Source organism: Frankia alni ACN14a (assembly GCF_000058485.1).
GTDB classification, from domain to species: Bacteria; Actinomycetota; Actinomycetes; order Frankiales; family Frankiaceae; genus Frankia; species Frankia alni.
This window is the reverse complement of record NC_008278.1, coordinates 2,588,888-2,614,801: the sequence shown is the minus strand read 5'-3', so window position 1 is coordinate 2,614,801 and position 25,914 is coordinate 2,588,888. Positions and strand designations below refer to the sequence as shown.

Genomic DNA, 25,914 nt, shown 5'->3' with positions numbered 1-25,914 from the left:
CCCCCCATCAGTCAGTCCCCCTGCCCCGTGGGCACCCCCTGCCCTGTGGGCACCCCCTCCGCCGTGGGCACCAGGCCCACCGAGGCGATCCGCAGGTCGTCACCGCCGTCCACCGCCACATCCGCGCAGCCGCAGCCGCAGAGCACGAGGACGTCGTCGGCCACGAACTCGGCGCCGCACCGCCGGCAACGGGCCCGGCCCGCGGGTTCGTCGATCGTCAGGGCCGCACCCGCCAGCGGCGTGCCGGCGGTCACCAGGTCGAAGCAGAACCGGATGGACTCCGGCACGACACCCGACAGCCGTCCGACGACCAGCCGGACCGCGGTGACCCGCGCCGGGCCGGTCCGCTCCACGATCGCGTCGACGACGCTCTGCGTGATGGCCAGTTCGTGCATGCAGGCTCCCCGACGGCGTCGGCGCGCCGGGCACGCGGCGGTGGCGCCCGGCGTGCGTCGAGGGGTCCGTACCCCGCGGGGACGCCTCGCAGACGCGGCCGGCCGATGCGGTCTCCCCGACCCGCCGCACGGGGGTCTCGAACCTGGTCCCGCGGAGACGAGGGGGGCTGCGTGGGCGCGGAGCCCGTCGGCCGCCTGGCGGCGAGAGTGGGCGGGGCCGGCCGAGAGAGGATTACCACCGTGGTCGGCCGGGGACCGGATACGGCGGCGTATTCACACCGTACTCACGGTAACCACGCGACCAGCCTGCGGGAAACCAGCCAGAAATCAGCCGGAAACCATCGTCGGGCCGATCGGTTCGGAACAGCGGTCAGTAGGAGGGCGGACGGACGCCGTTGTCCGACCGTCCCTGTGGATCAGGCCGCGGCCGGCGACGCCGGCGCGGCCATCCAGGTCAGGTCTGCCACGTTGACGACCAGCCGCCCGGCGATGGCATCGGCCGGCACACCGGAATCCAGCGCCGCCCGAAGTGCGATGCCACGCACTGTGCGTAGCTCAAGGCGCCGAGGATGGTCCGCCCACATCAGTTTGTCGGCGAGCGCTGCCCGCTCCACCGGATCAGAGATCGCCACCACGTCTTCATAGGACATCACGGGGCTCATGGTTACGGCTGGGCGGACGTTTCGCAACATTCGGATGGCGCCTTTTTTGCCATAGTCCCCGACGGGCCGGCGGGCCATGGCCGAATACTGTCCCGATCTTGTCCCGCCGGTCACGTCAGCACTGCTCGGGTGCGTGGGACCGGGTGTCCGGGGTGACCCCGTCGCGGGCCCGCAACGGCGTCGGCGGCGGCGGCGCGGACCGCCGGCGGGGCAGCAGCGCCGCGGCGATCGCCGCGGCCACCACGAGGGTGAGGGCGGCGTCGACCACCAGGGCCAGCCGGATGCCGGCCAGCGTGGCCCGGACCGCGGACAGGTGGCCGGCCAGGGCCGACGACCGCGCCGTCGCGACCGTGCTGAGGATCGGGATGCCGACGGTGAGCGCGACCTGCTGCGTCATGGTCGTCAGGGCGGTGGCCAGCCCCTGCTCGTGATCGGGCAGGTCACCGGTGGCCGTCGCCAGGTAGGCGACGATGCCGTGGACGTGCCCGAAGAAGCCGATCGCCGAGGCCGCGAGGACCAGGTACACCCAGTTGCGGTCCGGTCCGACGAAGGCGAGTGCGGCGTTGGACAGGCCCTGCACGGCGAGGCCGGCGACCAGGCTCACGGCGCTGCCGCGGCGGCTCATCAGCCGGGGCGCAACCATGCCGGAGACGAACGCCGCCGCGCCGGGCAGGCCGAAGACCAGCCCGGCCGTCGTCGCCGAGAAGCCGAGGACCTGCTGCAGGTAGAGGGTGAGCAGGAACACCACCGAGGACTCCAGCGCGAACACGGCGAAACCACCCGCGTTGCCCCAGCCGACGGCGCGCCGGCGCAGGATCGCCACCGAGGCCAGCGGATGGGCGCTGGTCGACTCGATCCGCCAGAACGCGGCGAGCAGCACCACGCCGAGGGCGGTGCAGCCCCACACGACCGGGTCGGCCCACCCGTCGTTGCCGCCGGTGGCGATGCCGTAGACGAACGCGAGCAGCCCGCCGGTGACGGTGAGTGCGCCGGGCACGTCGAGGCGGACCGGGCCGGACGCGCCCCCGGCCGGCAGCAGCCGCGGCGCCGCGAGCAGGATCGCCGCGGCCACCGGCACGTTGACGAGGAACGCCCAGCGCCAGCTCAGCAGGCCGGTCAGCAGTCCGCCGGCGAGCGCACCGGTGGTGAACCCCGCCGAGATCAGCGCACCGTTCATGCCGAGCGCGCGCTGGCGCAGCCGTCCCGGCGGGAAGCTCGTCAGCAGCAGCGCGAGGGCCGCCGGGGTGGTCATGGCGGCGGCGAGTCCCTGGCCGACGCGGGCGCCCAGCAGCACGGCCGGGCTGGTGGCAAGGCCGCCCACCAGGGACGACACGACCAGCAGGGCGAGGCCCGCGAGCAGCATCCGTCGCCGCCCGGCCAGGTCGGCCACCCGGCCGAACAGCAGCGTGAAGCCGGCGGCCGGCAGTGCGAACGCCGTCGCCACCCACTGCAGGTGCGCGTCGGTGAGTCCGACGCCGGCGCCGATCGAGGGCAGGGCGACGTTGAGGATGGAGAAGTCGACGGCCAGCATGAACTGGCTGCCGAGCAGCAGGACGAGGATGACTCGCTGGCGGGCGGTCATCACGTCGTCGGCCACCACCGGGGGAACCCGGGTCGCGGCGGCGGCGTCGGTCGAAACACTCATGCCGGCCACGCTCGGCGAACATCGCCGATCCGCCCAGACCACCTGGTTGCCACCCATCGCGTGACTAGCACCGGCGAGGTGTGGTTCACCGCGACCGCGCCGGCAACACTGGACGGATGACCGAACTGGGAGATTTTCTGCGTTCGCGCCGCGCCCAGCTCACCCCCGAAGACGTCGGGCTGTCCCGGTACGGCGAGCGGCGGCGGGTGCCGGGCCTGCGCCGCGAGGAGATCGCGCAGCTCGCCGGGGTCAGCGTCACCTACTACACGCGGTTGGAGCAGGGCCAGAGCCGCAACGCCTCCGACGCGGTGCTCGACGCCCTCGCCCGGGTGCTGCGCCTCACCGACGAGGAGACCGCCTACCTGCACGGGCTGACCCGGCCGGCGGCCGCCCGGCGCGCGAGCCGGCCCGAGCACGTGCGGCCGAGCATCCGCCTGCTGCTTGACGAGCTGCGCAACTCCCCCGCGCTGGTGATCGGCCGGCGCAACGACGTCCTCGCCTGGAACCGGCTCGGGCACGCCCTGCTGTGTTCGCATCTGCCCGCCGACGCCCCGCAGCGCTGCCACGGCCGGCCGAACCTCGCCCGCGAGTTCGTCCTCGAGGCCCACGCCCGCGACCTGTTCGTCGACTGGCGGCGCAAGGTCGACGACGTGGTCGCCTACCTGCGGCTGTCCTCCGGCATGCACCCGGACGACACGAAGCTCAACGCCCTCATCGGCGAGCTGTGCGTGAAGAGCGAGCTGTTCGCGACGCTGTGGGCGCGCCACCCGGTCCGGGACTGCACGAACACCGTCCGCGAGTTCCGGCATCCGCTCGTCGGCCGGCTGACGCTGTTCGAGGAGGTCATGCGGCTGCCCGACGCCGGCCAGCGGATCGTGGTGATGACCGCGGAGCCCGGTTCGGCGTCGGCGGAGAACCTCCAGCTGCTGGCCAGTCTCGACCTCACGGCCGCGGCGCCGGGCCCGCAGCGCCTCCCCGCGGACCCGGCTCCCGGAGGCGGGCCAGGAACCGGCGGGTCCGCTCCTCGTGGGGGTCGTCGAGAACCCGTCGCGGCGCGCCCCGCTCGATGACCGTACCGCCGTCGAGGACGAGCACCTCGTCGGCGATCTCCCGCGCGAACGCCATCTCGTGGGTCGCCAGCACCATCGGCAGGCCGTCGCGCTTGAGCTCGCCGACGAGGTCGAGCACCTCACCGACCAGTTCCGGGTCGAGCGCCGAGGTGATCTCGTCGAGCAGCAGCAGGTCCGGCCCGGTCGCCAGCGCCCGCACGATCGCCAGCCGCTGCTGCTGGCCGCCGGAGAGCCGGTCGGGGTAGACGTCGAGCTTGTCGGCGAGCCCGATGCGGGTGAGCAGCCCGCGGGCCCGGTCGCGGGCGGCGGCGCGGGGCACCCGGTGGACCAGGACCGGCGCGAGGGTGACGTTCTGCAGCACCGTCAGGTGCGGGAACAGGTTGTATGCCTGGAACACGACGCCGATACGGCGGCGGATCCGATCGGCGTTCACCCGCGGATCGGTGATCTCCTCGCCGGCCAGCAGGATCTCGCCGTCGTCGACGGTCTCCAGCAGGTTCAGGCAGCGCAACAGCGTCGACTTGCCCGACCCGCTGCCACCGACGAGTACGACGGCCTGGCCGGGCCCGACGTCGAAGCTGACATCGCGCAGCACGACGGCGTCCCCGTAGAGCTTCACCAGCCCGCGCACGCTCAGCACCGCCGCCGCGTCGGGCGACGCCGGCCCGCTGGGCGCCGCCGCGGGCGGCCCGACCCCGTCGCCGGCCGCCGTCACCGCACGCTCCCGGCCGTGCCGCCGGCACCGGGGCCGGCTCCGGCTCCGGCACCGGGGCCGCCGCCGCGGCGGCGGGCGGAGCGGGCGGCGAGATGGTCGGTCACCCGGGTCAGCGGCACGGTGATCGCGAGAAACATCAGGCCGGCCAGCACGTAGGGCGAGTAGTTGAAGTTCGCGGACGTGGCGATCTGCGCCGCCCGGACCGCGTCGACGACCCCGAGCACGGAGACGAGGCTGGAGTCCTTCTGCAGGCTGATCGCGTCGTTGAGCAGCGGCGGCGTCACCCGCCGGACGGCCTGCGGCAACACGACGCGGCGCATCGTCTGGGCGTGGGTGAGGCCGAGCGACCGGGCCGCGGCCACCTGGCTCGGATGCACCGACTCGATGCCCGCCCGGAACACCTCGGCCACGTAGGCCGAGTAGGTGAGCACGAGCGCCGCGCCGCCGAGGACGAGCGGATCGGTGGGCAGGCCGCGCAGCCGCAGGGCGGGCACGCCGAACCCGACCAGGTACAGCACGAGGATGACGGGAAGGCCGCGGAACAGGTCGGTGTAGGCGGCGGCCAGCAGCCGCACCGGCAGGAACACCGGGCCGGTCAGGGTCCGCAGCAGCGCCACCAGCAGCCCGAGGGCACCCGCCGCGACCCCGCAGACGGCGAACAGCTCCAGGTTGACGATCATCCCGGTGCGCGCGGCCGGCCAGGCGTCGGCGATCTCCGACCAGGAGAAGAACCGCTGGCGCACCCGCGGCCAGCCCGACGTGTGGGTGATCCCGACGCCCGCGGTCGCGGCTACCATCGCGGTGCTGGCGGCGGCGATCACTCCCGCGCGCATCCGGGCGCGCCGCCGCAGCCGCCGGCGGTCCCGCTCGCGCTCGCTGGGCTCCCAGGCGACCGTCACCGCAGGACGGGGGCCCCCGCCTGGGAACCGAGCCACTGCTCGGTGATCCGGCGCAGCTCCCCGCTGCTGGTGAGCTGGGCGAGGGCGTCGTTGACCTTGCCGACCAGCGGGTTGCCCTTCTCGAACAGCAGCCCGAACTGCTCCGGCGTCCCGACGGTGGGGAACTGCCCGACGATCAGCGAGTCGGGGATCTCTGCGGAGGTCAGCTGGAAGGCGGTCGGCAGGTCGACGACGATGCCGTCGATCGGCCCGTTCTCCATCGCGGTCTTCGCGTCGTTGAGGTCGTTGAAGACCGCCGGCTGCTGCACGGGCGCCACCTGCCGGGTGACGGCGTCGAGGCTCGTGGTGCCGACGGGGGCGCCGAACTTCGCGCCCTTCAGCCCGGCGAGGGTCGTCACGTTCGCGATCCGGGAGGACTTGAGCGCGACGACGGCCTGGCTGACGTCGTAGTAGCCGGTGCTGAAGTCGACGGCCTGCTGACGCTGCGGGGTGATCGAGATTTCGTTGATGTCGAAGTCGAACTTTTTCGGGCCGGGCGCGAACGAGCTGGTGAACGGCTCGGTGACCCAGTGGACCTTGTCCGGGGTGAAGCCGAGCTTGGCGGCCACGGCATAGGCGACCGCACTCTCGAAGCCCTTGCCGTTCGCCGGCTTGCCGTCGGAGAACCACGGCGCGTAGGCGGGCGAGTCGGTGGCCACCGTCAACTGCCCGGACTTGACCAGGTGCAGGCCGTCCGGCGAGGAGCCGCCGCCCGACGAGCCGGCACAGGAGGCCAGCGCGAGCAGCGCCGCGGCGGCCAGGGCGAGGACGGGGAGACGCCGTGGGCGTGGCATCGGAGACCTCCGAGGGAGCCCCACCCGGGTGGGGGCGCGCTGAGCAGGCAAGAAGGCTGAGCGGTGGGGCTGGCACACACTACCGCCGAACCATGACAAAGCGATCACCGGGGAGCCCCCCTTCGGTTTCCGGCCGGAACGCGGCCACATCATGCCGAGGCTTCGGTACGGTTTTTTGCTCGAAAAGTGGCATTACTCCTCGGCGCTATTCTGCACACAGACGGCCACGGAGAGATACGAAGAAGCGTGGTGGCTCGTGACCCACCGGTGCCGCGGGTGCCGGGGTGCCGCGGGTGCCGGGGTGCTGCGGCGCCGACGGGTCAGGCCTGTGGACCGGTGATCGGCGGGCCGGCGTAGACGCCGCGGGGGCGCAGGCGCAGCGGCGTCTCCTGGTATTCCTCCAGGGCGTGGGCGAGCCAGCCGACCGTGCGGGCCACCGCGAAGATCACCTCGCCGGCCTCGGCGGGCATGCCCGCGGCCATGGTGAGCACCGCGAGCGACAGGTCCACGTTCGGCCTCAGCGCGCGCTCCCGCCCGGCCACCCGGGCGATCTCGCCGGCGGCGGCCAGGAAGGGCTCGGCGGCCGGCAGCGCCGCGAGCGCCGCGAGCAACGCGCGGGCACGCGGGTCGCCGTCGGGGTAGAGCCCATGGCCGAATCCGGGGATCCGCTGGTCGGCGCGCAGGTGCTCGGAGACGACGACCACCGCGTCCCCCCGGTCGAGCACCTCGGCGAGCAGCCGGTATGCCAGCCGGCTGGCGCCACCGTGCAGGGGCCCGTCGAGGGCGGCGAGCCCGGCGGAGACGACGGCATACGGGTCCGCCCGTGCCGAGGCCGCGACCCTGGCGGCGAACGTGGACACGGCGAGATCGTGATCGGCCAGCAGGCCGAGAGCCCGGTCGAGGCACGCGATCGCGACCACATCGCCCGCCCCACCGGCCAGCCGGCCCCACAGCCGCGTGGCGATCCCCGCCCGCTCCCCCACCGACTCCGCAGTACCCGTCCTCTGCGACGCCCCGGCCGTCGCGCGCCCCCCGACTGCCTGGGACGCCTCGGGTGGCGCCGGAAGAGCCTCGACGAGCGACGCGACGAGGGTGCAGGCGGTGAGCAGGACGCTGTCCTCGCGCAGGTCGAAGCGCAGCGGGTCACTCGACGCGGCGACCGAGACGGCCACCCGCATCCGATCGGTGAGCCTGGAGCGGGCGGGCAGGATCCCGCCGACCCGTTCCAGGGTGGCGGCGAGATCCGGCGGGACGATGAACACCGGCGCCGGGTCCGTCCGGCCGCGCCAGAGCCAGCCGGCCACCTCCTCGAAGCGGTGCCGGGCGACGAACTCGACGGCGTCGACACCGCGGTAGTAGAGGTGCCCCTCCGCGACGAGGGTGAGCCGGGTGCGCACGGCCGGCAGGTCCCCGCCGCGCGGGGCATCAGCCTCCCGCGCACGATCGTCGGCTGCGACGAGCCCGCCGGCCGCGGCCGTCCGGTCGACTGCGCCCGTCCGGTCGACTGCGGCGATCCCGCCGACCGCGGCCGTCGCGTCGACTGCGACGGTCGCGTCGGTCGCGACGAGCCCCCCAGCCGCGACGAGCCCGCCGGCAACCGCGGCACGGCCTCGCGGGTGGCCCTGGGTGCGTAGCCGTTCGACCTCGGCCGGGTCGAAGGTGCTGCCCCGGCCGCCGGCAGCCCGCTGACTGTGCAGCAGGCCCCGGCTGGCGTAGGCGTAGACCGTCTCGAGCTTCACCCCGAGCCGCTCGGCGACCTCGCGCGACGTCAGCCGCTCACCATGAGCCATCCACGCCCCCTTCCGCCCCGCCGAGTGTACTGGTTCACGTTGATTGAAATCAACGTTGACAATGCATCCATACAGGATCAACCATGGACGGCGAGGAGGCTAACCATGGTGATCATGACTGGCAGCACGGCCCGCACCGGCTCGGCGGACGGGGCGGACGCGGCGAAGACGGCGGCATCGCCGCCCACCCCGCCGGCGGGCACCGACGTCCCGCGGGGGCTGAAGGGGGTGGTCGTCACGCAGACGGCGCTCGGCGACGTCCGCGGGCGCGAGGGCTTCTTCCACTATCGGGAGTACTCGGCCGTGGAGCTGGCCGAGCGCCGCTCGCTGGAGGACGTCTGGCACCTGATGGTGTTCGGTGAGCTGCCGGACACCGCGACGCGAGCAGCGTTCGCCGCCCGGGTGGCGCCGCTGCGCCGGCTCCCGGCCGGTCTCGGCGAGCTGCTGCCGGGGCTGGCCCGGGCCGGTGGGGCCGGGGGCGCACTCGACGGTCTGCGCACGGCCCTGTCGCTGGCCGGCGCCGCCCGTGGCACCGCCCCGCTGTACGACACCGAGGAGGCGGCCCGCGTCGACGACGCCCTGTTCGTCGGCGCGGTCACCCCGACGATCGTCGCCGCGCTGCACCGGCTGGCCCGCGGGCTCGCCCCGGTGGCGCCCCGCGACGACCTGCCGTTCGCGGCCAACTACCTGTACATGGTCACCGGTGCGGAGCCAAGCGCGGCGCAGGTGCGCGCGATCGAGCGCTACCTGATCTGCACGGTCGACCACGGCTTCAACGCCTCGACGTTCACCGCCCGGGTGATCGCGTCGACCGGGGCGGACCTGGTGGCCTGCGTGGTCGGGGCGATCGGCGCGCTGTCCGGGCCGCTGCACGGCGGCGCCCCGAGCCGGGCGCTGGACACCCTCGACGAGATCGGCAGCCCCGAGCGGATCGATCCGTGGATCCGCGAGCACGTCCTCGCCGGCGATCGGATCATGGGCTTCGGCCACGCCGTCTACCGGACCGAGGATCCACGGTCGCGGCTGCTGCGCGCCGTCGCCGAGGACTTCGGCGGCGACCTCGTCGCCTTCGCCGTCCAGGTCGAGCGGCGGGTGGTGGAGCTGCTGGCCGAGCTGAAGCCGGGCCGGGAGCTGCACACGAACGTCGAGTTCTACGCCGGGGTGGTGATGGAACTCTGCGGGCTGTCACGGGACATGTTCACCCCGACGTTCGCCGTCGCCCGCACGCTGGGCTGGACGGCGAACATCCTCGAACAGGCCACCGACAGCAAGATCATCCGACCCTCGGCCCGTTACGTCGGCCCACCCGCGCCACAGCCGGTCCCGTCGCCGTAGCCGGTCCCGTCGCCCGAATCCGCAACGCGTACGGATGGGCTACGGAATCCGCATGCCGCTTTTCGGTGCGCCAATGCCGTCGCCTGGGCGACACTGCCCGCCGAAACCGCGGACTGTTCATCCCGGTGTTTACCCGGGTAGGATCGGTTCTGTCGACGACTCGACCACGGCGGCCGGGCGTCGTTCCTTGCCGGGAAGCGAGACGAAAACCGGTCGGGGAATTTACGGACGGGGGCGGTCTGGTGAGCGATCCTATGCTGATCTGGAAGGGCAAGAACGCCGACCAGCGGCTTTTCTGGTCCCGGGCGCATTCGGATGGCAGTTGGCGCGACCAGCAGCAGGTGCGGTATTTCGCCACCAACAGGGGTGGGATCGGGGCCGCCTCCGACGGGAGACTGACCGGCCGCGCGACGTGGCGCGGCGCCGACGACGACAGCCGGATCTGGACGGCGGACTGGTATGGCGACAGCTGGTCCGACCAGCAGACCCCGGCGGACGCCCCCCGCACCGAGGACCGGCCCGCGCTGGCCTTCCATGACGGTCGCACGGTCATGGCGTGGCGCGGGGTCGGCCCCGACCAGACGATCTGGTTCTCCGAGAACCTCGGGCCGCAGCGAGTCGCCGGCGGGCTGGCCTCGTCGACCCACGGGCCGGCGCTCGCGTCGTACGGCGGGTTGCTGTACATGGCGTGGAAGGGGTCCGGCGGCGATCAGGGGCTTTACTGGACGACGTACGACGGGCACACCTGGGCGCAACCCCATCCGTTTCCCGGCGGCTCCACCCACGGCCCGGCGCTCGCCGCGTCACCGCAGGGCCTTTTCCTGGTCTGGAAGGGCTCGGGAAACGACGCGGGAATCTGGCATGCGGAGTTCCAGAACGGACGCTGGTCGGCCCAGCGGCCCTCCCCCGGCGGAACGAGCACCGGACCGTCGGCGGCCTACGTGGGCAACACCGTGATCACGGCGTGGAAGGGCGTCGGCGCCGACGCGCGGATGTGGACCTGCCGGAATTTCCGCGAACCGCAGACCGCCGTCGCGAACGGCGCCTTCGGCACCAGCGACACCCCGGCCATCGTGAGCACCTTCGTCACCGAACTCTGATCGCCTGGTTCGGGCGGGGGCCGCGCTCCCGCCCGACCCGGTACGGCCACCGCCGTACCCGTGATCGGCCTGCTCGTCGCCCTCTGCCTCGGTCCGGCGGCGGCAATCCCCGGGCAGAACCTCGAGCCCGTCCCGGCCGTGCACCCCGGCCGCCACCCACACCTATCCGTTATCCCTCGTCATCCCGCCGCTCCTTCCTGCCAGCTCCACCGATACCGCCGCGCCACCCACCATCACGGCGACACCAGCACCCGCACTCCCCGACGATCACGCCCTCGCCGACGCTGCGGTGGGCCGCTCCACCGCCGCCACCGTCGTCCTGACCGCCCGCGATCGGGCCGCCCCCGCTCGCGTTCTGGCCGCGTATCACAGCGCCGCAACCCGCACCGCCACCGAGCGCCCCGGCTGTCACCTGTCCTGGCAGCTTCTCGCCGGCATCGGCAAGATTGACTCCGCCACGCCATCGGCCGCCCCCTCACCCCCGACGGCACCATCACCTCGCCCATCCTCGGCCCACCGTTGGACGGCCGCCACGGCCACGCCCTCGTGCGCGACACCGATCACGGCGCCCTTGACCACGACACCACCTACGACCGCGCCGTCGGCCCCATACAGTTCATCCCCGCCACCTGGCGCACGGCTGGCCGCGACAACTCCGGCGACCCGCACGGCCCCCCCAACATCGACGATGCCACGCTCGCCCCCGGCGGCTGCTACCTCTGCCGCTCCCAGCGGGACCTGGCCGACCCCACCGAACTCCGCGCCGCCATCTACAGCTACAACCCCTCCACCAGCTACGTGCACGCCGTCCTCGCCTGGACCGCCGGCTACACCGCCGACGGAGCGACCCCCACATCAGCGCAGGCCACCCCGCCCCGCCCCACCACGGCCTCGCCACCTGCCGCCGTTGCGGCACCGACAGCACCGCCACCAACCTCGCGGGCGTCCCTGTCCCCATCCGTTCCCGCCTCGCCGAGCCTGCCCGTCACCCCCGTCCCCACCCCGGCCGGATCCGCCTCCCCCACCCGGGCGTCCGGCGCCGATCCCAGCACGGTCGCCCCGGCGGCGAGGCCTGGAGCGGCGCGCCCCGCCCCGCGTCACTCCCGCCCCTACGCCGAGGGCCGCGGCCGACGATGCGGACCATCCGGCGGACGTCCCCACCGTCAGGCCCAGCAGCTCACTGCTCGTCGTGTCGCTCCTCCCAAGGAACGAGCCGACCGACTTGGGCCCCTCCCCCCGTCCACCCCCCCGAGGCGACGGCAGTACCCACACCACGGCGTATAGCTACGACAACCTCAATCGGCGGACCCGCGCTAACATCACCAACACGGTCGGCGGGGCCACCGTCGTCGACACCCACAATTACTACGACCCAAGCCTTGCCCGCTTCACCCAGACCGATCCGGCGAACCAGCTAAGCCTCCACCAGAGCAACCTGTACAGCTACGCGGGGGATGGTCCCACCTACAACTCGGATCCATCCGGCCAGTGGTATCGGAACTACGGCTACATCTCCTGCACGATCTACTTCAATCGGAGGGAGACACGGGACATAGCGTACGGACTCGGTGGTGCCGCGGCGGTCTCCGGCACCCTCCCCCATCCTTCAACGTGGTATTTGCCGCATCACTGGGCCTCCTTTCCGCGGAAGCCGCGATCGCGGAGAATCACGGAACCGCTTGAAGATCAGAATACCGTGTTCGGTCGGCCTCTACCGCGACAGCCACCGTCGCTGAAGGGAAGTTCGTGCCTAGTATCGTCGGTCCACTGATTCTGCCTCTTGGGGCAATTGCATTCGCGATCGTGACTTACTTTCGGGATCGCCGGCAGCGGCAGATACTGGGACGCGTCCTGCATAATCGTCGCGCACTCACGGCAGGGCTGGTGACCGCCATCACTCTACCGGCAGTTGACCTTGCCATCGACCGCGAACTCTCGAACCTGGTTTTCGGAATTCCTATCGGCATAATGGTGGGAAGCGTGGTCGCGATAGTTCTTGACCGGAACCATCCGGAAAGGAGATAAGCGAGCCCACCAGAAGGGAGGACCAGGGAGCCGAGGAGCCATGCGATCGAATTCGTTCGCCGCGCGATACCGAGCGGCCGGTTCGACAGGCGCATGAACGATCACTATGCCTCCGACCAATGTCCATCCGAAATTGACTGTCCTGCTCTGTCGTCCGCTCTAAGGATGGGCTAGCTAACACGGCGACAACAGTTCCGTCAGGTCGGGCGGTGCGGCTCGGACTCCAGCCCGGACCGCACCGCCCGGCACCGCACCGCACCGCACCGCCTGCAAGATTCTTCCGGACAAATTGTCGGTGCTGTTGTAGACCGCGGAAGGTCGATCGGGACGGCCCAGATCCGGGCGCGCCAGGCAGCGGGCTGGTCCCGATCCAGCCGGTCGGCGGCCCGGCCCCCGACGACGCCGAGCAGGCCGGGCGCCGACGCGCGGATGTGGACCTGCCGGAATTTCCGCGAACCGCAGACCGCCGTCGCGAACGGCGCCTTCGGCACCAGTGACACCCCGGCCATCGTGAGCACCCTCGTCACGGGACTCTGATCGCCTGGTGCGGGCGGCTGCGCGCCGTCGCGTCCGACCCCACGACCTGCCACCGGGGCGCGGACGGCAGGTCACACCCGGCCGGCGGTCTGCCGGCACCCGGCCACGGGATCTTCCACGATGCATATATCGTGTGCTGATTAGTTCTGGGGGGCTGGGGGCCAGTGCACGTAGAAGTAGAGCATCGGGGCGACTGGCCGGCGCCTGCTCCTGATCGGACCCTCACGCCGAGCGAGCAGATCCTGGCTGCCTCCGACCGGGCCAGCGCGCCGCTGACCTGCGGATTGTTCGTGCAGACCATGGGCACCGTGGAAGTGACGCGACTTCGGCTCGCGGTGCGTGCGGCGATCGACCGTCATCCCATGATGCGAGCGAGCCTCTACGGCGCGCGCCAGCATGCATGGCGGTTCACCGCCGCGCCGTCGGCAGATCCCGTCTGGCGGGTCGACGGCGGAGGCGACGGCTGGCGCATCCACGAGATGCTGATGTCGGCGCCCTTCGACCTGCGCGCCAGCCCGCCCCTGCGTATAGCGTTGGTGCACCGGCCGGACGGCGACCAGCTCTCCGTCGTCGCGCACCACCTCGCGGTCGACGGCATGAGCCTCGCCGCCGTCGTGGCCGAGATCTTCTCCGCGTACGGGGTCACCGAAGAGTCCGCGGTGGCCGACGAGACCGCGGTCGCGGCCCGCACCGGTGGCGGTCCCGCCGGTGTGCCGCCCGTTCCCCGGGCGGCGGCCCACGGCTGGACCGCCTTCAGCCAGCGCTCCGGCCGGCACATCACACCCATGGATGCGAGCCGGGACGCCGGCTATGGCTACCACCCCCTGACCCTGCCGGTGCCCGCGCGGCGCGTGCTGCTGCCCGGCGGTCGTCGGATGACCGTCAACGACCTGCTCGTCGCGGCGGCCCATCTCGCCATCGACCGGTGGAACCGTCGGCGCGGCGGGGAAGCCGGGACACTGCGCGTCAGAATGCCCATCAGTCTGGGAATCGCTCCCGGCACGAGTGGCAACAACACCGGCCAGGTGGTGATTGTCAGCGAGCCGGCCGACCGGGCGGACCTGGTCAGACTGGCTGTCCGGATCGTCGATCAGACCGAGCGCGCGAAGCAGGAGTCCGCCGCGCCCGCCATCGCGGGAGTCGCCGGCAGGGTCGGCGCGGCCACCACCGCACGGATCCCCGGACCCTGGCGAGGGTCGCTGCTGCGGTGGGGGGTGCGCACGGCGCGCCCGCTCATCACCCCCTCCGCCGCCGTCAGCAACCTCGGGCCGCTCGCCGCCATCGCCTCCGACAACCCGAAGATCTCCTCGGTCTTCTTCACCGGCACCGCCGGCATGCCCCAGGGGCTGTTCATCGGCGCGACCAGGTACGGCGCCGGTCTTCACCTCGCGTTCGGCTACCACCGACAGCTCTTCGGCCGTGCCGCCGCCGCGGCCTTCGCCCAGATCTTCCAGGCGGCTTTTGCCGAGTTGGCCGCTGTCGACGGTGAGGCTCGGCAGCCGAGCTGACCGTCTGCCGATCGTGATCGACGCATCCGAGACCCGGGAGCGGACCAGAGGGGGTCGGGTGCGAAAGTCGAGGGACGCAGGTGCTCACGTCTTTCGCAGCCTCTCAACATCGTGGTTCGCGGGTCTGTGTACAGCGTTGACAGCGGTTATTGCCGGCGTCGACAGCAGGCACATGGTACATGAGTTTCCGAGCGAGTACTCCTGCACCATGCCCTTTGTGTATCTTGCGGGGGCGACCTTCATCTGGCGTACCGGGGTTCACGCCTGCGTAATCGCAACCGAGACATCCCTGACGATCAGGAATCCACTGAGATCCTACCGGCTTCGCTGGAGCGAGATAGCAGGCCTTCGACTCGACGATCGAATCTACGTCCAGCCCGCCGGCCGACCCGAAATCCGGTGTTCGGCGATCGTGCGGTCGAACATCAGCATGATGTTGCGGCGGGCTGGATTCATGGAGGCTGTCTTCTCGGACCTCGAATCACTCCTCACGGAACGGCGCCAGGTGCAGGAACCACCGACGCCGCACTGACCTCCGGCGAGCCGGCCCCCGTGGACGGCACGGTCAGCCACGGCGGATCCCGCAGCAGTTGCCGCAACCACGGCGTAAGCAGGCCGGATCCCGCTATACTGATCGAATCGCCTGTCCACGACATCTGCAAACGACGCCGATACAATGCAGCCACGATCTTGTTGTGCCGCCACGGAGACCCGGCGAAGGGATGCAAGGGAGATGGAATCGACAGGCAAAGAGCCCAGAAAAGGCAGCCCTCACCAACAGAACTGAACACTAGCAGCCACTTACCCGTTCAGAGAAGGAAGGGCTTCCGGTGCGGGCACACGAAGTTCTGGTGGCACTGCAGGCCGCGCTGGTCGACCCGCAATCAGCGGGCAACTCACTTGCCAGCTGGCTTGACGGTGAGAGCGAGGCTTCAGCGGTCTGCGTCGTCTTTCGAAGCTGGTCATACGTCAGCCGAGACGTGCTGGTCGGAGTCAGGTGGGAGGTTCACAGAAATCCGAGGAACAGCGATGATGATTCCCTCGAATCGCCAGCGGAAATGGCCTTCGAACTAGTATCTCAGTTCGTCGAGGAGCCCCTCGACTGGAGGGCTTTCCGTCTTGTACTCGATCGACATGGAATCGGCTGGATGGGCACCGTCGAACAGGGTCCACCAGCCGTGCCGGACTGGGTGTTGGAACGCGTCCGAAGGTCCGGCTAGACGCATCACAGCAGCATTGCAATCCCAAGGCGACGACAACGCCGAGTCTGCCGGCCTCGTCTACATGGGAATTCGGTCCGCGCCGCGCCGCCGACGGGCCATACTGGTGGGATGGCGTACACCCTTGGGCTGTCGCCCGTACTTGGCGCGGTCGCTCTTTACTCTCTCATCGAGGTGATCCGAGGGCGACCCATTGTCGGTGGAGCCCGGAGATCGACATCGCTCGCGAGGGCATTTCTGTGTGCCGGCCTGGCACTCAATCAGGTCGAGCTCTCGCCTGGAGGGCGACGTTGGACATCGATCGTCCCTTTCGCAGCGGGCATGGTTCTCATCGTTGCAGCCCTGTGCGTCTGGATCTGGCAAGGATGGAGCGAGGGCCCGCGTAATCAGTCCTCGACAGCGGCCGAAGAACGCCCGTCACCGCCTTCCGCAGCTGACTCCGCGCACGACGGCGACAGCAGGAACCCAGCGCGACACCAGAATTCCACCAAACACAAGGATGCGGATTGACCCTTTTTTCGACGGATCGCATCGCAACTGACGCCCAGGCACTGGAAGGGCTTCGAGCTGAGGTCAGAACACTGTGTGCCCTGCGCAACCTCGACCAGGAATCATGGCGGAGATGGGAACAGAAGGCCGGCCTCTTCAAAGCATCGGTAAGAGACTACTATGCGCCTTTCGAGGCTGCCGCAGCCGCCCTCCGAGCCGGTGCTCCGACGGAGCTGGAGACGGCAGTCCTGTTCCTCGAAGCCGATCCGTGGTGTTTTCGGTCGGGATACATGAAATCGAAGCTGATGTCTCGAATCGCAAATTCCGTCGACATCGAAGCGTATCGTTCCCGGCTGCAGAACATTGTGGTGTGCCTCGTACGAAACCCGCAGCCACGTCTGCTGCGTCCCACCGTCCGTCTCGCCGCGGCGGTGTGGGATGAGAACCTCCAAGGCCAATTGACTTCCATCCCGGAAGACGATTCTGTGACAGCCGAGCGGCTCCGCGCTTTTATGCGCCTTGTTGGTCATCAGATCCGTACGATGCGAGGACTCAGGTTCTAGTCCGCGCTGCTGGGCGCGCCGCCGCGGCGGCCGAAGCCCTCGGCGCCACCCACCTCGGCGACGTGGTCGAGGACGACACCAGCGGCGTCCTCGTCCTGGCCGACCCGGAGAGCAACGAGTTCTGCTTCGTCACCGGCTGACGTCGGCAGCGGCCACGCGACCTCACGCCTGACGCTGGCGTCTCCCCTGCGCCCCGCCGCCACGGATCGCGGCCGGTCGAGTCGGGCGGGACGTCCGAGCTGGGCGTAGCGGCGCACCCCCGATGCGCGGAGCGAATCGGAGCAGGCCTGACTGTCGCGGCGTATAGCGTCGAACCCGTCGCGACGGCGCGAAACCTCGGGGTGGCTCTCGGCCGGCCCCCGCGCCGCTCGGCGGCGGCGCAGGAGAGGACGCGCGATGTTCCCGCTGGGGATGCTGTCGGGCTTGGCCATACTCACCGCGGCGGCGCTGGTCGCCGCGCTGTTCTGGTCGGCGGGCTGGTGGGTGGCGGTCGCGGTGTTCGCCGCGCTGCTGGCGCTCGCGGTCCACGACGTCGTCCAGCGCCGGCACGCGATCCTGCGCACCTACCCGGTGGCCGGGCACTTCCGCTTCCTGCTGGAGAGCATCCGGCCCGAGATCCAGCAGTACTTCGTCGAGCGCAACGTCGACGGCCGTCCGTTCGATCGGGAGATCCGCACGACGATCTACGAGCGGGCCAAGGGCATCCACAGCGATCAGGCCTTCGGCACCGAGCGGGACGTCAACGCCGTCGGCTACGAGTTCCTGCCGCACACGACCGTCCCGGTCCCCGTCCCACCGGACGCACCGCCACCGCGGGTGCGCGTCGGCGGCCCGGACTGCACCCAGCCGTACGACATCGCCCTGCTCAACGTCTCCGCGATGAGCTTCGGCTCGCTGTCCGGCAACGCGGTGCTGGCGATGAACCGTGGGGCCGCCGCCGGGGGGTTCGCCCACGACACCGGCGAGGGCGGGCTGACCGACCATCACCTGCGCTACGGCGCCGATCTCGTCTGGGAGATCGGCAGCGGCTACTTCGGCGCGCGCACCCGGGACGGCGACTTCGACCCGGCGATGTTCAAGGACAAGGCGGCGTTGCCGGCCGTGAAAATGGTGGAGCTCAAGCTGAGCCAGGGCGCGAAGCCGGGGCTCGGCGGCATCCTGCCCGCGGCGAAGGTCAGCGCCGAGATCGCCGCGGCCCGCGGCGTGCCGGCCGGGGTGACCTGCGAGAGTCCGCCGGGGCACCGGGTGTTCGCCACCCCGCGGGAACTGGTGCTGTTCGTGGCGCGGATGCGGGAACTCGCCGGGGGCAAGCCGACCGGGTTCAAGCTGTGCGTGGGGTCGCGCCGGGAGCTGCTCGCGATCTGCCGGGCGATGCTGGCTGAGGGCGTCACCCCGGACTTCATCGTCGTCGACGGTTCCGAGGGCGGCACCGGTGCCGCGCCCCTGGAATACGAGGACAACGTCGGCACCCCGCTCACCGAGGGGCTGATCATGGTGCACAACGCGCTGGTCGGCGTCGGGCTGCGAGACCAGATCCGGATCGGGGTGAGCGGCAAGGTCGCCACCGGCACCGACATCGTCAAGCGGCTTGCGCAGGGCGCGGACTACACCAACTCGGCCCGCGCGATGATGATGGCGGTCGGCTGCATCCAGGCGCTGCGCTGCCACACCAACACCTGCCCGACCGGGGTCGCCACCCAGGATCCGCGCCGCGCCCGCGCCCTCGACGTCGCGGACAAGGGCGAGCGGGTTCGCCGCTACCAGCAGGCCACGGTCGCCACCGCCGTGCAGCTCATGGCCTCACTGGGCTGTGCGCACCCGGACGAGCTGCATCCCGGGATGCTGATGCGCCGGCTCACCCACACCGACACCCGCAGCTACGCCGAGCTCTACTCCTGGCTGGAGCCCGGCGAGCTGCTCGCCGAGCCGCCCGCGGGCTGGGCCGTCGACTGGGCCGCGGCCGACCCCGACCACTTCCGGGTCGTGGTGTAGGCAGGGAGCCGGGAGGTGGCCGGATGGACGGCTTGCGGGTCGACAGCCCGGCCGGCCGGTGGGTCCTTGCGGCCACGGTGCTCGGCTCGGCGATCGCCTCGATCGACGCGACCGTGGTGGGTATCGCGCTGCCGGCGATCGGCCGTGACCTGCACGCCGGCCTGTCGTCGCTGCAGTGGGTCGTGACCGGGTACACCCTGACCCTGGCCGGACTGCTGCTGGTCGCCGGGGACCTCGGAGACCGCTACGGGCGGCGTCGGACGTTCCTCGTCGGCGTGGTGTGGTTCGTCGTCGCCTCGATGGGCTGCGCTGTGGCGCCGAGCGGGCCGGTACTCATCGGCTCCCGTGCCCTGCAGGGGGTGGGGGCTGCCCTGCTGACCCCGGGCAGCCTGGCGATCCTGGAGGCGAGCTTCGCGCCGCAGGACCGCAGTCGGGCGATCGGCACCTGGTCGGGGCTCAGCGGGGTGGCGACCGCGGTCGGTCCGTTCCTGGGCGGGTGGCTGGTCGAGGTCTGGTCGTGGCGGCTGATCTTCCTGATCAACCTGCCGGTGGCCGCCGCGGTCATCGTGCTGGCCTGGCGGCACGTGCCCGAGTCCCGCGACCCGCAGGTCGGTGGGCGGGTCGACGTGGTCGGCGGGGCGCTGGTCACCCTCGGCCTGGTCGGGCTGACCTACGGGCTCATCGAGGGACCGGGCGCCGGCTGGACCGGGCCGCCCGTGCTCGTCGCCCTCGTCGCCGGCGCGCTGCTGCTCGTCGCCTTCGTCGGCTGGGAACGTCGGACACCGGCGCCGATGCTGCCGCTGGAGCTGTTCGCCGCCCGCCAGTTCGCCGCGACGAACCTGGTGACCTTCACCGTCTACGCGGCGCTCGGCGGCACCCTGTTCCTGCTGCCGATCCAGCTCCAGCAGGTCTGCGGCTACAGCGCGCTGCGGTCCGGGGTCGCGCTGCTGCCCGTGACGGTCATCATGCTGCTGCTGTCGGCCCGGTCCGGGGCGCTCGCCGCCCGGATCGGCCCGCGGCTGCAGATGAGCGTCGGGCCGGTGCTCGTCGGCGTGGGCCTGGCGCTGCTGCGCCGAGTAGACGCGGCCGGGAGCTACCTGACCGACGTCCTACCCGCCGTGGCCGTGTTCGGCCTGGGCCTGGCCGTGACGGTGGCGCCGCTGACCTCGACCGCCCTGTCCGCCGTGCCCGCGCGGCATGCGGGCATCGCCTCGGCGGTGAACAACGACGTGGCCCGCGCGGCCGGTCTGATCGCCGTCGCGGTCCTGCCGGCCGCCGCCGGCATCACCGGCGCGTCCTACCTGCGCCCGGCGGAGTTCTCCCGCGGCTTCCACACCGCGGTGCTCCTCGCGGCCGGGCTGTGCGCGCTCGGCGGCGTCATCGCCGCACTGACCATCCGCAACCCGCCCCGGCCGGCCACGGCGGACGCGGCGACCCGCCCCGCCGCGCCGCGGGAACCGCTCACCCCGGTGCCGCGGTGGAGCCACTGCTGTCTGGATGCGCCACCGCCGCCGCATCCGGACTCGCGGCGCCTCACCGGCGGGCCGGCGGCGGCGTCGGCGACCGGCCCAGCACCCGGCGACGACCCCGGGCGGCGCCCTGGCGGCGGGTCGGGGGGAGCACGCGGGCCGCGCTGACCCGACCGGGGCCGATGTCGCCGGCGCAGCCTGGCGAAAACTGTCGGTGGGGGTGGCTACGGTTCCGGGCTGTGGGACGCATCGCCGGCGAACGGCGTGCGCCGCCGCCGTCGTCCACCCGGCCACCCCGGTCCTACAGAAGGGCTCAGCCCATGTCCTCCATCACCCCGTGTCTGTGGTTCGACGATCAGGGCGAGCAGGCCGCGGAGTTCTACACGTCGATCTTCCCGAACTCGAAGATCACCAACATCGCCCGCTACGGTCCGGGCGGCATGCGTCCGGAGGGCACGGCGATGACGGTCCAGTTCGAGCTCGACGGGCGGGAGTACGTCGCGCTCAACGGCGGGCCCGCGTTCACCTTCACGGAAGCCATCTCCCTGCAGGTGTTCTGCGGTTCCCAGGCCGAGGTCGACGAGTACTGGGCGCGGCTCACCGACGGCGGCGAGGAGAGCCAGTGCGGCTGGCTCAAGGACCGCTACGGGCTGTCCTGGCAGATCGTGCCGACCGCGCTGGGCGAGCTGCTCGGCGATCCCGATCCGGACCGGGCGCGACGGGCGACCGAGGCGATGCTGCGGATGAAGAAGATCGACATCGCGGAGCTCCGCCGCGCCGCGGAGGGCGCCTGATCTCCTAAGATCGGCCGAGTGTCCAGAATCCTCGTCCTCGGCGCGTCCGGCTCCGGTAAGAGCACGTTCGCCCGGCGGGTGGCCGCCACGCTCGGCGTCCCGCACGTCGAGCTCGACGCCCTGCATCACGGTCCCGGCTGGACCGTGCGGCCGACCTTCGCCGCCGACGTGGACGCGGCGACGGCGGCGCCCGCCTGGGTCGTCGACGGGAACTACTCCGCGGTCCGGGAGCTCGTGTGGGCGCGGGCGGACACGATCGTCTGGCTGGACCTGCCGCGGTGGCTCGTGGAGTGGCAGGTCATCCGGCGCACGGCCGGCCGGCTGGTGCTGCGCAGGCCGCTGTGGAACGGCAACCGGGAGCGCTGGCGCTCGCTGCATCGGGCCAGCCATCCCATTCGCTGGTCCTGGCGCAAGCACGGCGAATACCGCATCAGCTACGGCGGTCGTTTCGCGGCCGGTGATCCGGACGGCCGGCAGCTCGTCCGACTGCGCAGCCGCCGCGAGACGAAGGCATGGTCCCCCGTCCGGTCAGCGTGACGCTGCGAGCGGCACCACCAGTTCGGACGGGTCGGCGGCGGGCGAACTGATCGCCGCGGTCCCGTCAGCGCGGTTCATGTCGTAGAACAGCGCGTCCCGGGTGTCGACGACCAGCGACAGCCGATGGCCGAACGACAGATCGTGCGCGACCGGGTCGAAGGTCAGCCGCAGCGGCAACGCGACGTTCGGGGTGGCCTCCTGATAGCTGTCGACCGCCTTGGCGATCAGCGTCGAGCGGCCCTGGCCGTCGGTGTCGTACAGGTAGGCGACCAGGGTGCCGGCGTCCGAGTTGGGGGTGACGGTCAGGTGCAGTTCCGGCGCGCCGCGGACCTGCTGGGTCGCGAAGGTCGGCGCCGCCTGCCACACCGCGCCGTGCTTGCGGTCGACCGTGCCGAGGTTCAGCTCGTCAGGCCGATGAGTGAGTCCCTCCAGGAACTTCGTGACCAGGATCGTGCCGGCGTTCGCCGTGGTGTCCGCGTCCGCGCTGAACGTCGTCGACCAGTCCCCGGTCGGGGCCGAGGCCGAGAGCTCACCCGTGCCGAGCACCGCGGGGCCGAGCTGCAGGGTCGTGTGGTTGCCGGTGATGCCGGCCACGCTCTGGTAGGTCTCGACGGCGCCGCCGTCGGTGAGCAGCCGGACCGGCGCGGGAGCCGTTCCCTTCGCGGCGGCCGACGTGGGGATCAGGAAACGGTCGAACCAGTCCCAGGCCGCCGTCCAGGTTTCGTTGGGAATGCCGAACAGCCCGCCGATCTCGTTCGTGGCGTGGTCACCGGGGCTGAGGCGGATCGTCTTGGGCCCGGTCAGCCGGTCGAAGAAGGCAAGCTGGGAGGCCGGCGGGAAATAACCGTCGCTGTAGGAGGTCGACATGAAAATTGCCGGCCGGCGGGCGTTGAACCGGTCGAGGTACGCCGTGGCGCCGCGCGTCCTCGCCCAGGACAACACCCGCGGGATGTTGCGGAAAGCCCGGTAGTCGTCGACGATCCCGCGGAACTCCGCGCTGCTACGGCCGGATTTCTCCTGCAGCGACGTCATCAGGTCGAGCGCCGCCTTGTGCCGGGTGTTCGCGTCGTAGAGGGACGTGCCGAAGTCCACCCAGCCGCTCAGTGAGGCGACCGCCCGGATGCGGGTGTCGGCGGCCGCGGCCAGTAGGGCGATGCCGCCGCCGTAGGACAGGCCGGCGACGCCGATCCGATCCCCGACGACGGCGAAGTGGTTGCTCGCCCACGTGATGACGTCCGAGACGTCCGAGACGTCCAGCGGACCGGCGACGTCCACCGTGCCGCCGGAGCCGTAGAAGCCGCGGGTCGTGTAGGCGACGGCGGCGTAACCGCGCTGCACCAGCAGGTCGACCTGGGTCTGCATGCTGGTGTCCTGGAATCCCCAGGCCGCGGGGATCACGACGAGGGGATGCGCGCCGCCGCCGGACGGCACGCCCGTGATCGCGGTCAGGGTCGTGCCGTCCGCGGTCCGGATCGTGACCTGGTTCGTCGGCGCGGTACTCGTCGGCGCGGCGGGCGCCGCGGTGGGGATCAGCGATCCGCCCGGCGGCCGGGCGTTCGGGGCGGCGGCCGTCGACGGGTCGAGCGTGGAGGACGGTGCCGCCGGGACGCCGGCCATCGGCGCCGCGGCGGGAACCAGGCCGGCGGGAGACGCATCATGCCCGCGACCGAGGCCGACGGCCACGGCACAGAGAAGGAGGCCCAACACCAGCGCCGTCGACAACAGTGCGATGGACGGCCGGAATTGGCGAGGGGGCGGTCGGTGGTCGGCGCGCCCGTGCCACGAAGGCATTTTCTCAGGTCTCCCATCGGTCATCCCCACCCCTGACGGGCCCTGGTCTATCCGTTTACGTCCGATATGCGCAAGTAACTCCCCGGGGACGTATGGCGCCTTCAGGCCAGTGCGATCGCGTGACGTGGGGATTCCGCCCGGAAATCAAATCCGCGCGGCTGCGGGCAGACCCGCGCGCCGCACCCCGCGGACCGCCGTGAGGACCGTGCGGTGACGACATGACCGCCGGCCACTCCGGGCACGGCGGACCGATTGCGAGGCGCACCGCACCGTGCACCCCCGACTGCGCGCATCCGTGACCGTCCGAACCGTCCGGCTGGCCTGACCGAACCGTCCGGCTGGCCTGCCCGGGGCGACCGGGGCGACCGGGGCGACCGGGGCGACCGGGGCGACCGGGGCGACCGGGCGTTGATCTCACGAAACGGGCGTCAGGGTCCGCTATTTGCCATGATGCGAGTCGAGCCGCACGGACCAGAACGGGAGCCGACCTGTGAAGCGCACGATCTTCGAGCCCGAGCACGAGGAGTTCCGCGAGCTGGTCCAGACCTTCATCACGAAGGAGTGCCTGCCGCACATCGACGAGTGGGAGCGCAACGGCATCGTCGACCGTGCGGCCTGGACCAAGGCGGGCGAGATGGGCCTGCTGGGCCTTCGGGTGCCCGAGGAGTTCGGCGGCGCCGGGATGACCGACCCGCGCTACGATGCGGTGATCACCGAGGAGCTCGCGCTCGCCGGCGTCAGCGGCCTCGCGTTGCAGCTGCACAACGAGCTGCTCGCCCCGTACATGCTCGACCTGACCAACGACGAGCAGAAGGCCCGCTGGCTGCCGGGCTACGCCTCCGGGGAGATCATCACCGCTGTCGCGATGAGCGAGCCCGGCGCGGGCAGCGACCTGCGCGGCATGCGCACGACGGCGATCCGCGACGGCGACCACTTCGTCCTCAACGGCGCCAAGACGTTCATCAGCAACGGCCTGATCTCGGATCTGGTCGTCGTCGCGGTCAAGACGCAGCCGCAGGAGCAGCCGACCAAGCTCAGCCTCATCGCGGTCGAGCGCGGCACCCCGGGCTTCGAGCGTGGCCGCAAGCTCGACAAGGTCGGCGCCCACTCGCAGGACACCTCCGAGCTGTTCTTCTCCGACGCCCGCGTGCCGGCCGCGAACCTGATCGGCGAGGAGTTCCGCGGGATGAACTACCTCATGCGCAACCTCGCCTCCGAGCGGCTGTCGATCGCGATCAGCAGCGTCGCGAGCGCCCGGCGGGCCCAGCAGCTCACCGCCGAGTACGTGCGCAGCCGCAAGGCGTTCGGCACCACGATCGGCAGCTTCCAGAACACCCGGTTCGTCCTCGCCGCGCTGCACGCCCGTACCCAGGCGGTGCAGAGCTTCGTGGACACCTGCCTGCGCGGCAAGGTCGACGGCGACCTGACCATCGAGGAGGCCGCCGCCGCGAAGCTGCTCGCCACCGAGCTGGAGTTCGACGCGGTCGACGCTGGCGTCCAGCTGCACGGCGGCTACGGCTGGATGGAGGAGTACCCGATCGCCCGGATGTACCGGGACGTGCGGATCAGCCGGATCCTCGGCGGCAGCAGCGAGATCATGAAGGAGGTCATCGGCCGCTCACTCGCGCTGGAGGGGCCCGCCTGAGCGGCCGTCTTCTCCCATGCGACTGACGACCGGGCAGGGCCGGACCATCGCCGTGCACGATCTCGGCGGCGCCGGCCCGGCCATCCTGCTCTGCCACGCCACCGGGTTCTGCGGGCGCGCCTACGAGCCGCTGGCCCGCGTGCTCACCACGGCGCGGCGGGTCTGGGCAGTCGACCTGCGCGGGCACGGCGAGTCCCCCGCCTCCGACGACGGCGACGTGACCTGGGCGAGCATGGTCGACGACGTGCTCACCGCGGCGCTCGCGGTGGCCGCGGCCGTCCCGGCCGCGGATGGCTCCCCCGGTGCCGTGCACCTGGCGGGTCATTCCATGGGCGGTGCGGTCGGCCTGCAGACCGAGGCGGACCATCCCGGGACGTTCGCCTCGGCCTACGTCTACGAACCGGTGATCGCCCCGCCCGTCCCGCCCCCGGCCCGATCGACGCTGATGGCCGCCGCCGCCCGCCAGCGGCGGGAGGTGTTCCCCTCCCGGGAGGCGGCGCTGGCCCGCTACGCGGCCAGGCCGCCGCTGCGCGAGCTCACCGCCGGCGCGCTCGCCGCCTACGTCGAGCACGGCTTCGAGGACCTTCCCGACGGCACCGTGCGGTTGCGCTGCCGGGCCGAGCAGGAGGCGCGCTTCTTCGAGGCCAGCGGCCGCATCACCTGGACGACGGTGGCGAAGGCGGCGCTTCCCACCGTCGTCGCCACCGGTGCGCTGTCCGACTCGGAGCTGATCCCCGCGGCCCCCGGGCTGGCCGCGGCGCTGCCGGCCGCCCGGCACGTCTCCTACGGCCATCTCGGCCACTTCGGCCCGCTGCAGGACGCCGTCACGGTCGGTCGGGACATCCTGGCGCACACCGAGGGTCGCTGACCCGTTCAGGAACGCGACGCGGCGGGATCCGG

The 25,914-nt window shown here is 71.7% G+C and carries 22 protein-coding genes and 1 pseudogene; 15 read left to right on the top strand and 8 right to left on the bottom strand.

Annotated elements, in window-relative coordinates:
- Positions 1-11: 11 nt before the first annotated feature.
- The 3 genes from FRAAL_RS10440 to FRAAL_RS10430 all read right to left on the bottom strand — a co-directional run bounded on the left by FRAAL_RS10440 (position 12) and on the right by FRAAL_RS10430 (position 2,702).
- On the bottom strand, positions 12-395 hold the full coding sequence (locus tag FRAAL_RS10440; protein WP_011603549.1) for a hydrogenase maturation nickel metallochaperone HypA/HybF: 384 nt from the start codon (positions 393-395) through the stop codon (positions 12-14).
- 416 nt (positions 396-811) lie between these two features.
- A complete protein-coding gene (locus FRAAL_RS10435) occupies positions 812-1,135 on the bottom strand; it encodes a hypothetical protein (RefSeq protein ID WP_231861604.1) in 324 nt (107 codons plus the stop codon).
- A gap of 37 nt (positions 1,136-1,172) precedes the next feature.
- Positions 1,173-2,702: an MFS transporter gene (locus tag FRAAL_RS10430; RefSeq protein ID WP_083866749.1), complete on the bottom strand. Its 1,530-nt coding sequence runs from the start codon at positions 2,700-2,702 to the stop codon at positions 1,173-1,175.
- A gap of 116 nt (positions 2,703-2,818) precedes the next feature.
- Here FRAAL_RS10430 and FRAAL_RS10425 point away from each other — a divergent pair.
- Positions 2,819-3,619 (top strand): annotated as a pseudogene (locus FRAAL_RS10425) (helix-turn-helix transcriptional regulator); the annotation flags it as partial.
- Positions 3,620-3,644: 25 nt separating this feature from the next.
- Here the strand turns inward: FRAAL_RS10425 and FRAAL_RS10420 are convergent.
- The 4 genes from FRAAL_RS10420 to FRAAL_RS10405 form a co-directional block, all read right to left on the bottom strand.
- A complete protein-coding gene (locus tag FRAAL_RS10420; RefSeq protein WP_011603545.1) occupies positions 3,645-4,487 on the bottom strand; it encodes an amino acid ABC transporter ATP-binding protein in 843 nt (280 codons plus the stop codon).
- Positions 4,484-5,386 (bottom strand): amino acid ABC transporter permease, encoded by a 903-nt coding sequence (locus tag FRAAL_RS10415; protein ID WP_063822626.1) that lies wholly within the window; start codon positions 5,384-5,386, stop codon positions 4,484-4,486. Before FRAAL_RS10415 ends, FRAAL_RS10420 begins: the two co-directional genes overlap by 4 nt.
- Complete coding sequence (locus tag FRAAL_RS10410) at positions 5,383-6,219, bottom strand: ABC transporter substrate-binding protein (RefSeq protein ID WP_011603543.1); 837 nt, start codon at positions 6,217-6,219, stop codon at positions 5,383-5,385. Before FRAAL_RS10410 ends, FRAAL_RS10415 begins: the two co-directional genes overlap by 4 nt.
- Positions 6,220-6,539: 320 nt before the next feature.
- Positions 6,540-8,009, bottom strand: coding sequence for a citrate/2-methylcitrate synthase (locus FRAAL_RS10405; protein ID WP_157734335.1), 1,470 nt, complete (start codon positions 8,007-8,009; stop codon positions 6,540-6,542).
- A 105-nt stretch (positions 8,010-8,114) separates the two neighbouring features.
- Here FRAAL_RS10405 and FRAAL_RS10400 point away from each other — a divergent pair, with 105 nt between their 5' ends.
- The 12 genes from FRAAL_RS10400 to FRAAL_RS10365 all read left to right on the top strand — a co-directional run bounded on the left by FRAAL_RS10400 (position 8,115) and on the right by FRAAL_RS10365 (position 21,578).
- Positions 8,115-9,344 (top strand): citrate/2-methylcitrate synthase, encoded by a 1,230-nt coding sequence (locus tag FRAAL_RS10400; protein ID WP_197537260.1) that lies wholly within the window; start codon positions 8,115-8,117, stop codon positions 9,342-9,344.
- Between the two features lie 242 nt (positions 9,345-9,586).
- Positions 9,587-10,444, top strand: a complete 858-nt coding sequence (locus tag FRAAL_RS10395; protein WP_011603539.1) for a hypothetical protein — start codon at positions 9,587-9,589, stop codon at positions 10,442-10,444.
- A gap of 519 nt (positions 10,445-10,963) precedes the next feature.
- The gene (locus FRAAL_RS32890) at positions 10,964-11,728 is read left to right on the top strand and encodes a lysozyme family protein (RefSeq protein WP_011603538.1); all 765 of its coding nucleotides are present in this window, start codon (positions 10,964-10,966) and stop codon (positions 11,726-11,728) included.
- A 1,442-nt stretch (positions 11,729-13,170) separates the two neighbouring features.
- A complete protein-coding gene (locus FRAAL_RS10390) occupies positions 13,171-14,514 on the top strand; it encodes a condensation domain-containing protein (protein WP_041939114.1) in 1,344 nt (447 codons plus the stop codon).
- A 13-nt stretch (positions 14,515-14,527) separates the two neighbouring features.
- The gene (locus FRAAL_RS31540; protein ID WP_157892037.1) at positions 14,528-15,046 is read left to right on the top strand and encodes a PH domain-containing protein; all 519 of its coding nucleotides are present in this window, start codon (positions 14,528-14,530) and stop codon (positions 15,044-15,046) included.
- A 319-nt stretch (positions 15,047-15,365) separates the two neighbouring features.
- A complete protein-coding gene (locus FRAAL_RS32885; RefSeq protein ID WP_157892036.1) occupies positions 15,366-15,734 on the top strand; it encodes a hypothetical protein in 369 nt (122 codons plus the stop codon).
- Positions 15,735-16,240: 506 nt separating this feature from the next.
- Positions 16,241-16,786, top strand: a complete 546-nt coding sequence (locus FRAAL_RS32880) for a hypothetical protein (protein ID WP_011603532.1) — start codon at positions 16,241-16,243, stop codon at positions 16,784-16,786.
- Positions 16,681-16,926 (top strand): VOC family protein, encoded by a 246-nt coding sequence (locus tag FRAAL_RS36050; protein WP_157892330.1) that lies wholly within the window; start codon positions 16,681-16,683, stop codon positions 16,924-16,926. The genes FRAAL_RS32880 and FRAAL_RS36050 overlap by 106 nt, the downstream gene beginning before the upstream one ends.
- Positions 16,927-17,182: 256 nt before the next feature.
- On the top strand, positions 17,183-18,778 hold the full coding sequence (locus FRAAL_RS10380) for an FMN-binding glutamate synthase family protein (RefSeq protein WP_011603531.1): 1,596 nt from the start codon (positions 17,183-17,185) through the stop codon (positions 18,776-18,778).
- Between the two features lie 23 nt (positions 18,779-18,801).
- Positions 18,802-20,415, top strand: coding sequence for an MFS transporter (locus FRAAL_RS10375; RefSeq protein ID WP_011603530.1), 1,614 nt, complete (start codon positions 18,802-18,804; stop codon positions 20,413-20,415).
- 152 nt (positions 20,416-20,567) lie between these two features.
- Positions 20,568-21,041: a VOC family protein gene (locus tag FRAAL_RS10370; protein WP_011603529.1), complete on the top strand. Its 474-nt coding sequence runs from the start codon at positions 20,568-20,570 to the stop codon at positions 21,039-21,041.
- A gap of 18 nt (positions 21,042-21,059) precedes the next feature.
- Positions 21,060-21,578, top strand: a complete 519-nt coding sequence (locus FRAAL_RS10365; RefSeq protein ID WP_011603528.1) for a P-loop NTPase family protein — start codon at positions 21,060-21,062, stop codon at positions 21,576-21,578.
- Here FRAAL_RS10365 and FRAAL_RS10360 read toward each other — a convergent pair.
- Entirely contained in the window at positions 21,570-23,261 is a 1,692-nt protein-coding gene (locus tag FRAAL_RS10360) for a CocE/NonD family hydrolase (protein ID WP_231861603.1), read from the bottom strand. The genes FRAAL_RS10365 and FRAAL_RS10360 overlap by 9 nt on opposite strands.
- A gap of 598 nt (positions 23,262-23,859) precedes the next feature.
- Between FRAAL_RS10360 and FRAAL_RS10355 the strand changes: the two genes are divergently transcribed.
- The gene (locus FRAAL_RS10355) at positions 23,860-25,014 is read left to right on the top strand and encodes an acyl-CoA dehydrogenase family protein (protein ID WP_011603526.1); all 1,155 of its coding nucleotides are present in this window, start codon (positions 23,860-23,862) and stop codon (positions 25,012-25,014) included.
- A 16-nt stretch (positions 25,015-25,030) separates the two neighbouring features.
- A complete protein-coding gene (locus FRAAL_RS10350) occupies positions 25,031-25,882 on the top strand; it encodes an alpha/beta fold hydrolase (protein ID WP_011603525.1) in 852 nt (283 codons plus the stop codon).
- Positions 25,883-25,914: the final 32 nt, after the last annotated feature.

Coding starts and splice junctions, on each gene's coding strand:
- FRAAL_RS10440 (WP_011603549.1), bottom strand. CDS start 395: ATGCACGAACTGGCCATCACGCAGAGCGTCGTCGACGCGATCGTGGAG.
- FRAAL_RS10435 (WP_231861604.1), bottom strand. CDS start 1,135: ATGGCCCGCCGGCCCGTCGGGGACTATGGCAAAAAAGGCGCCATCCGA.
- FRAAL_RS10430 (WP_083866749.1), bottom strand. CDS start 2,702: ATGAGTGTTTCGACCGACGCCGCCGCCGCGACCCGGGTTCCCCCGGTG.
- FRAAL_RS10410 (WP_011603543.1), bottom strand. CDS start 6,219: ATGCCACGCCCACGGCGTCTCCCCGTCCTCGCCCTGGCCGCCGCGGCG.
- FRAAL_RS10405 (WP_157734335.1), bottom strand. CDS start 8,009: ATGGCTCATGGTGAGCGGCTGACGTCGCGCGAGGTCGCCGAGCGGCTC.
- FRAAL_RS10400 (WP_197537260.1), top strand. CDS start 8,115: ATGGTGATCATGACTGGCAGCACGGCCCGCACCGGCTCGGCGGACGGG.
- FRAAL_RS10380 (WP_011603531.1), top strand. CDS start 17,183: ATGTTCCCGCTGGGGATGCTGTCGGGCTTGGCCATACTCACCGCGGCG.
- FRAAL_RS10375 (WP_011603530.1), top strand. CDS start 18,802: ATGGACGGCTTGCGGGTCGACAGCCCGGCCGGCCGGTGGGTCCTTGCG.
- FRAAL_RS10370 (WP_011603529.1), top strand. CDS start 20,568: ATGTCCTCCATCACCCCGTGTCTGTGGTTCGACGATCAGGGCGAGCAG.
- FRAAL_RS10350 (WP_011603525.1), top strand. CDS start 25,031: ATGCGACTGACGACCGGGCAGGGCCGGACCATCGCCGTGCACGATCTC.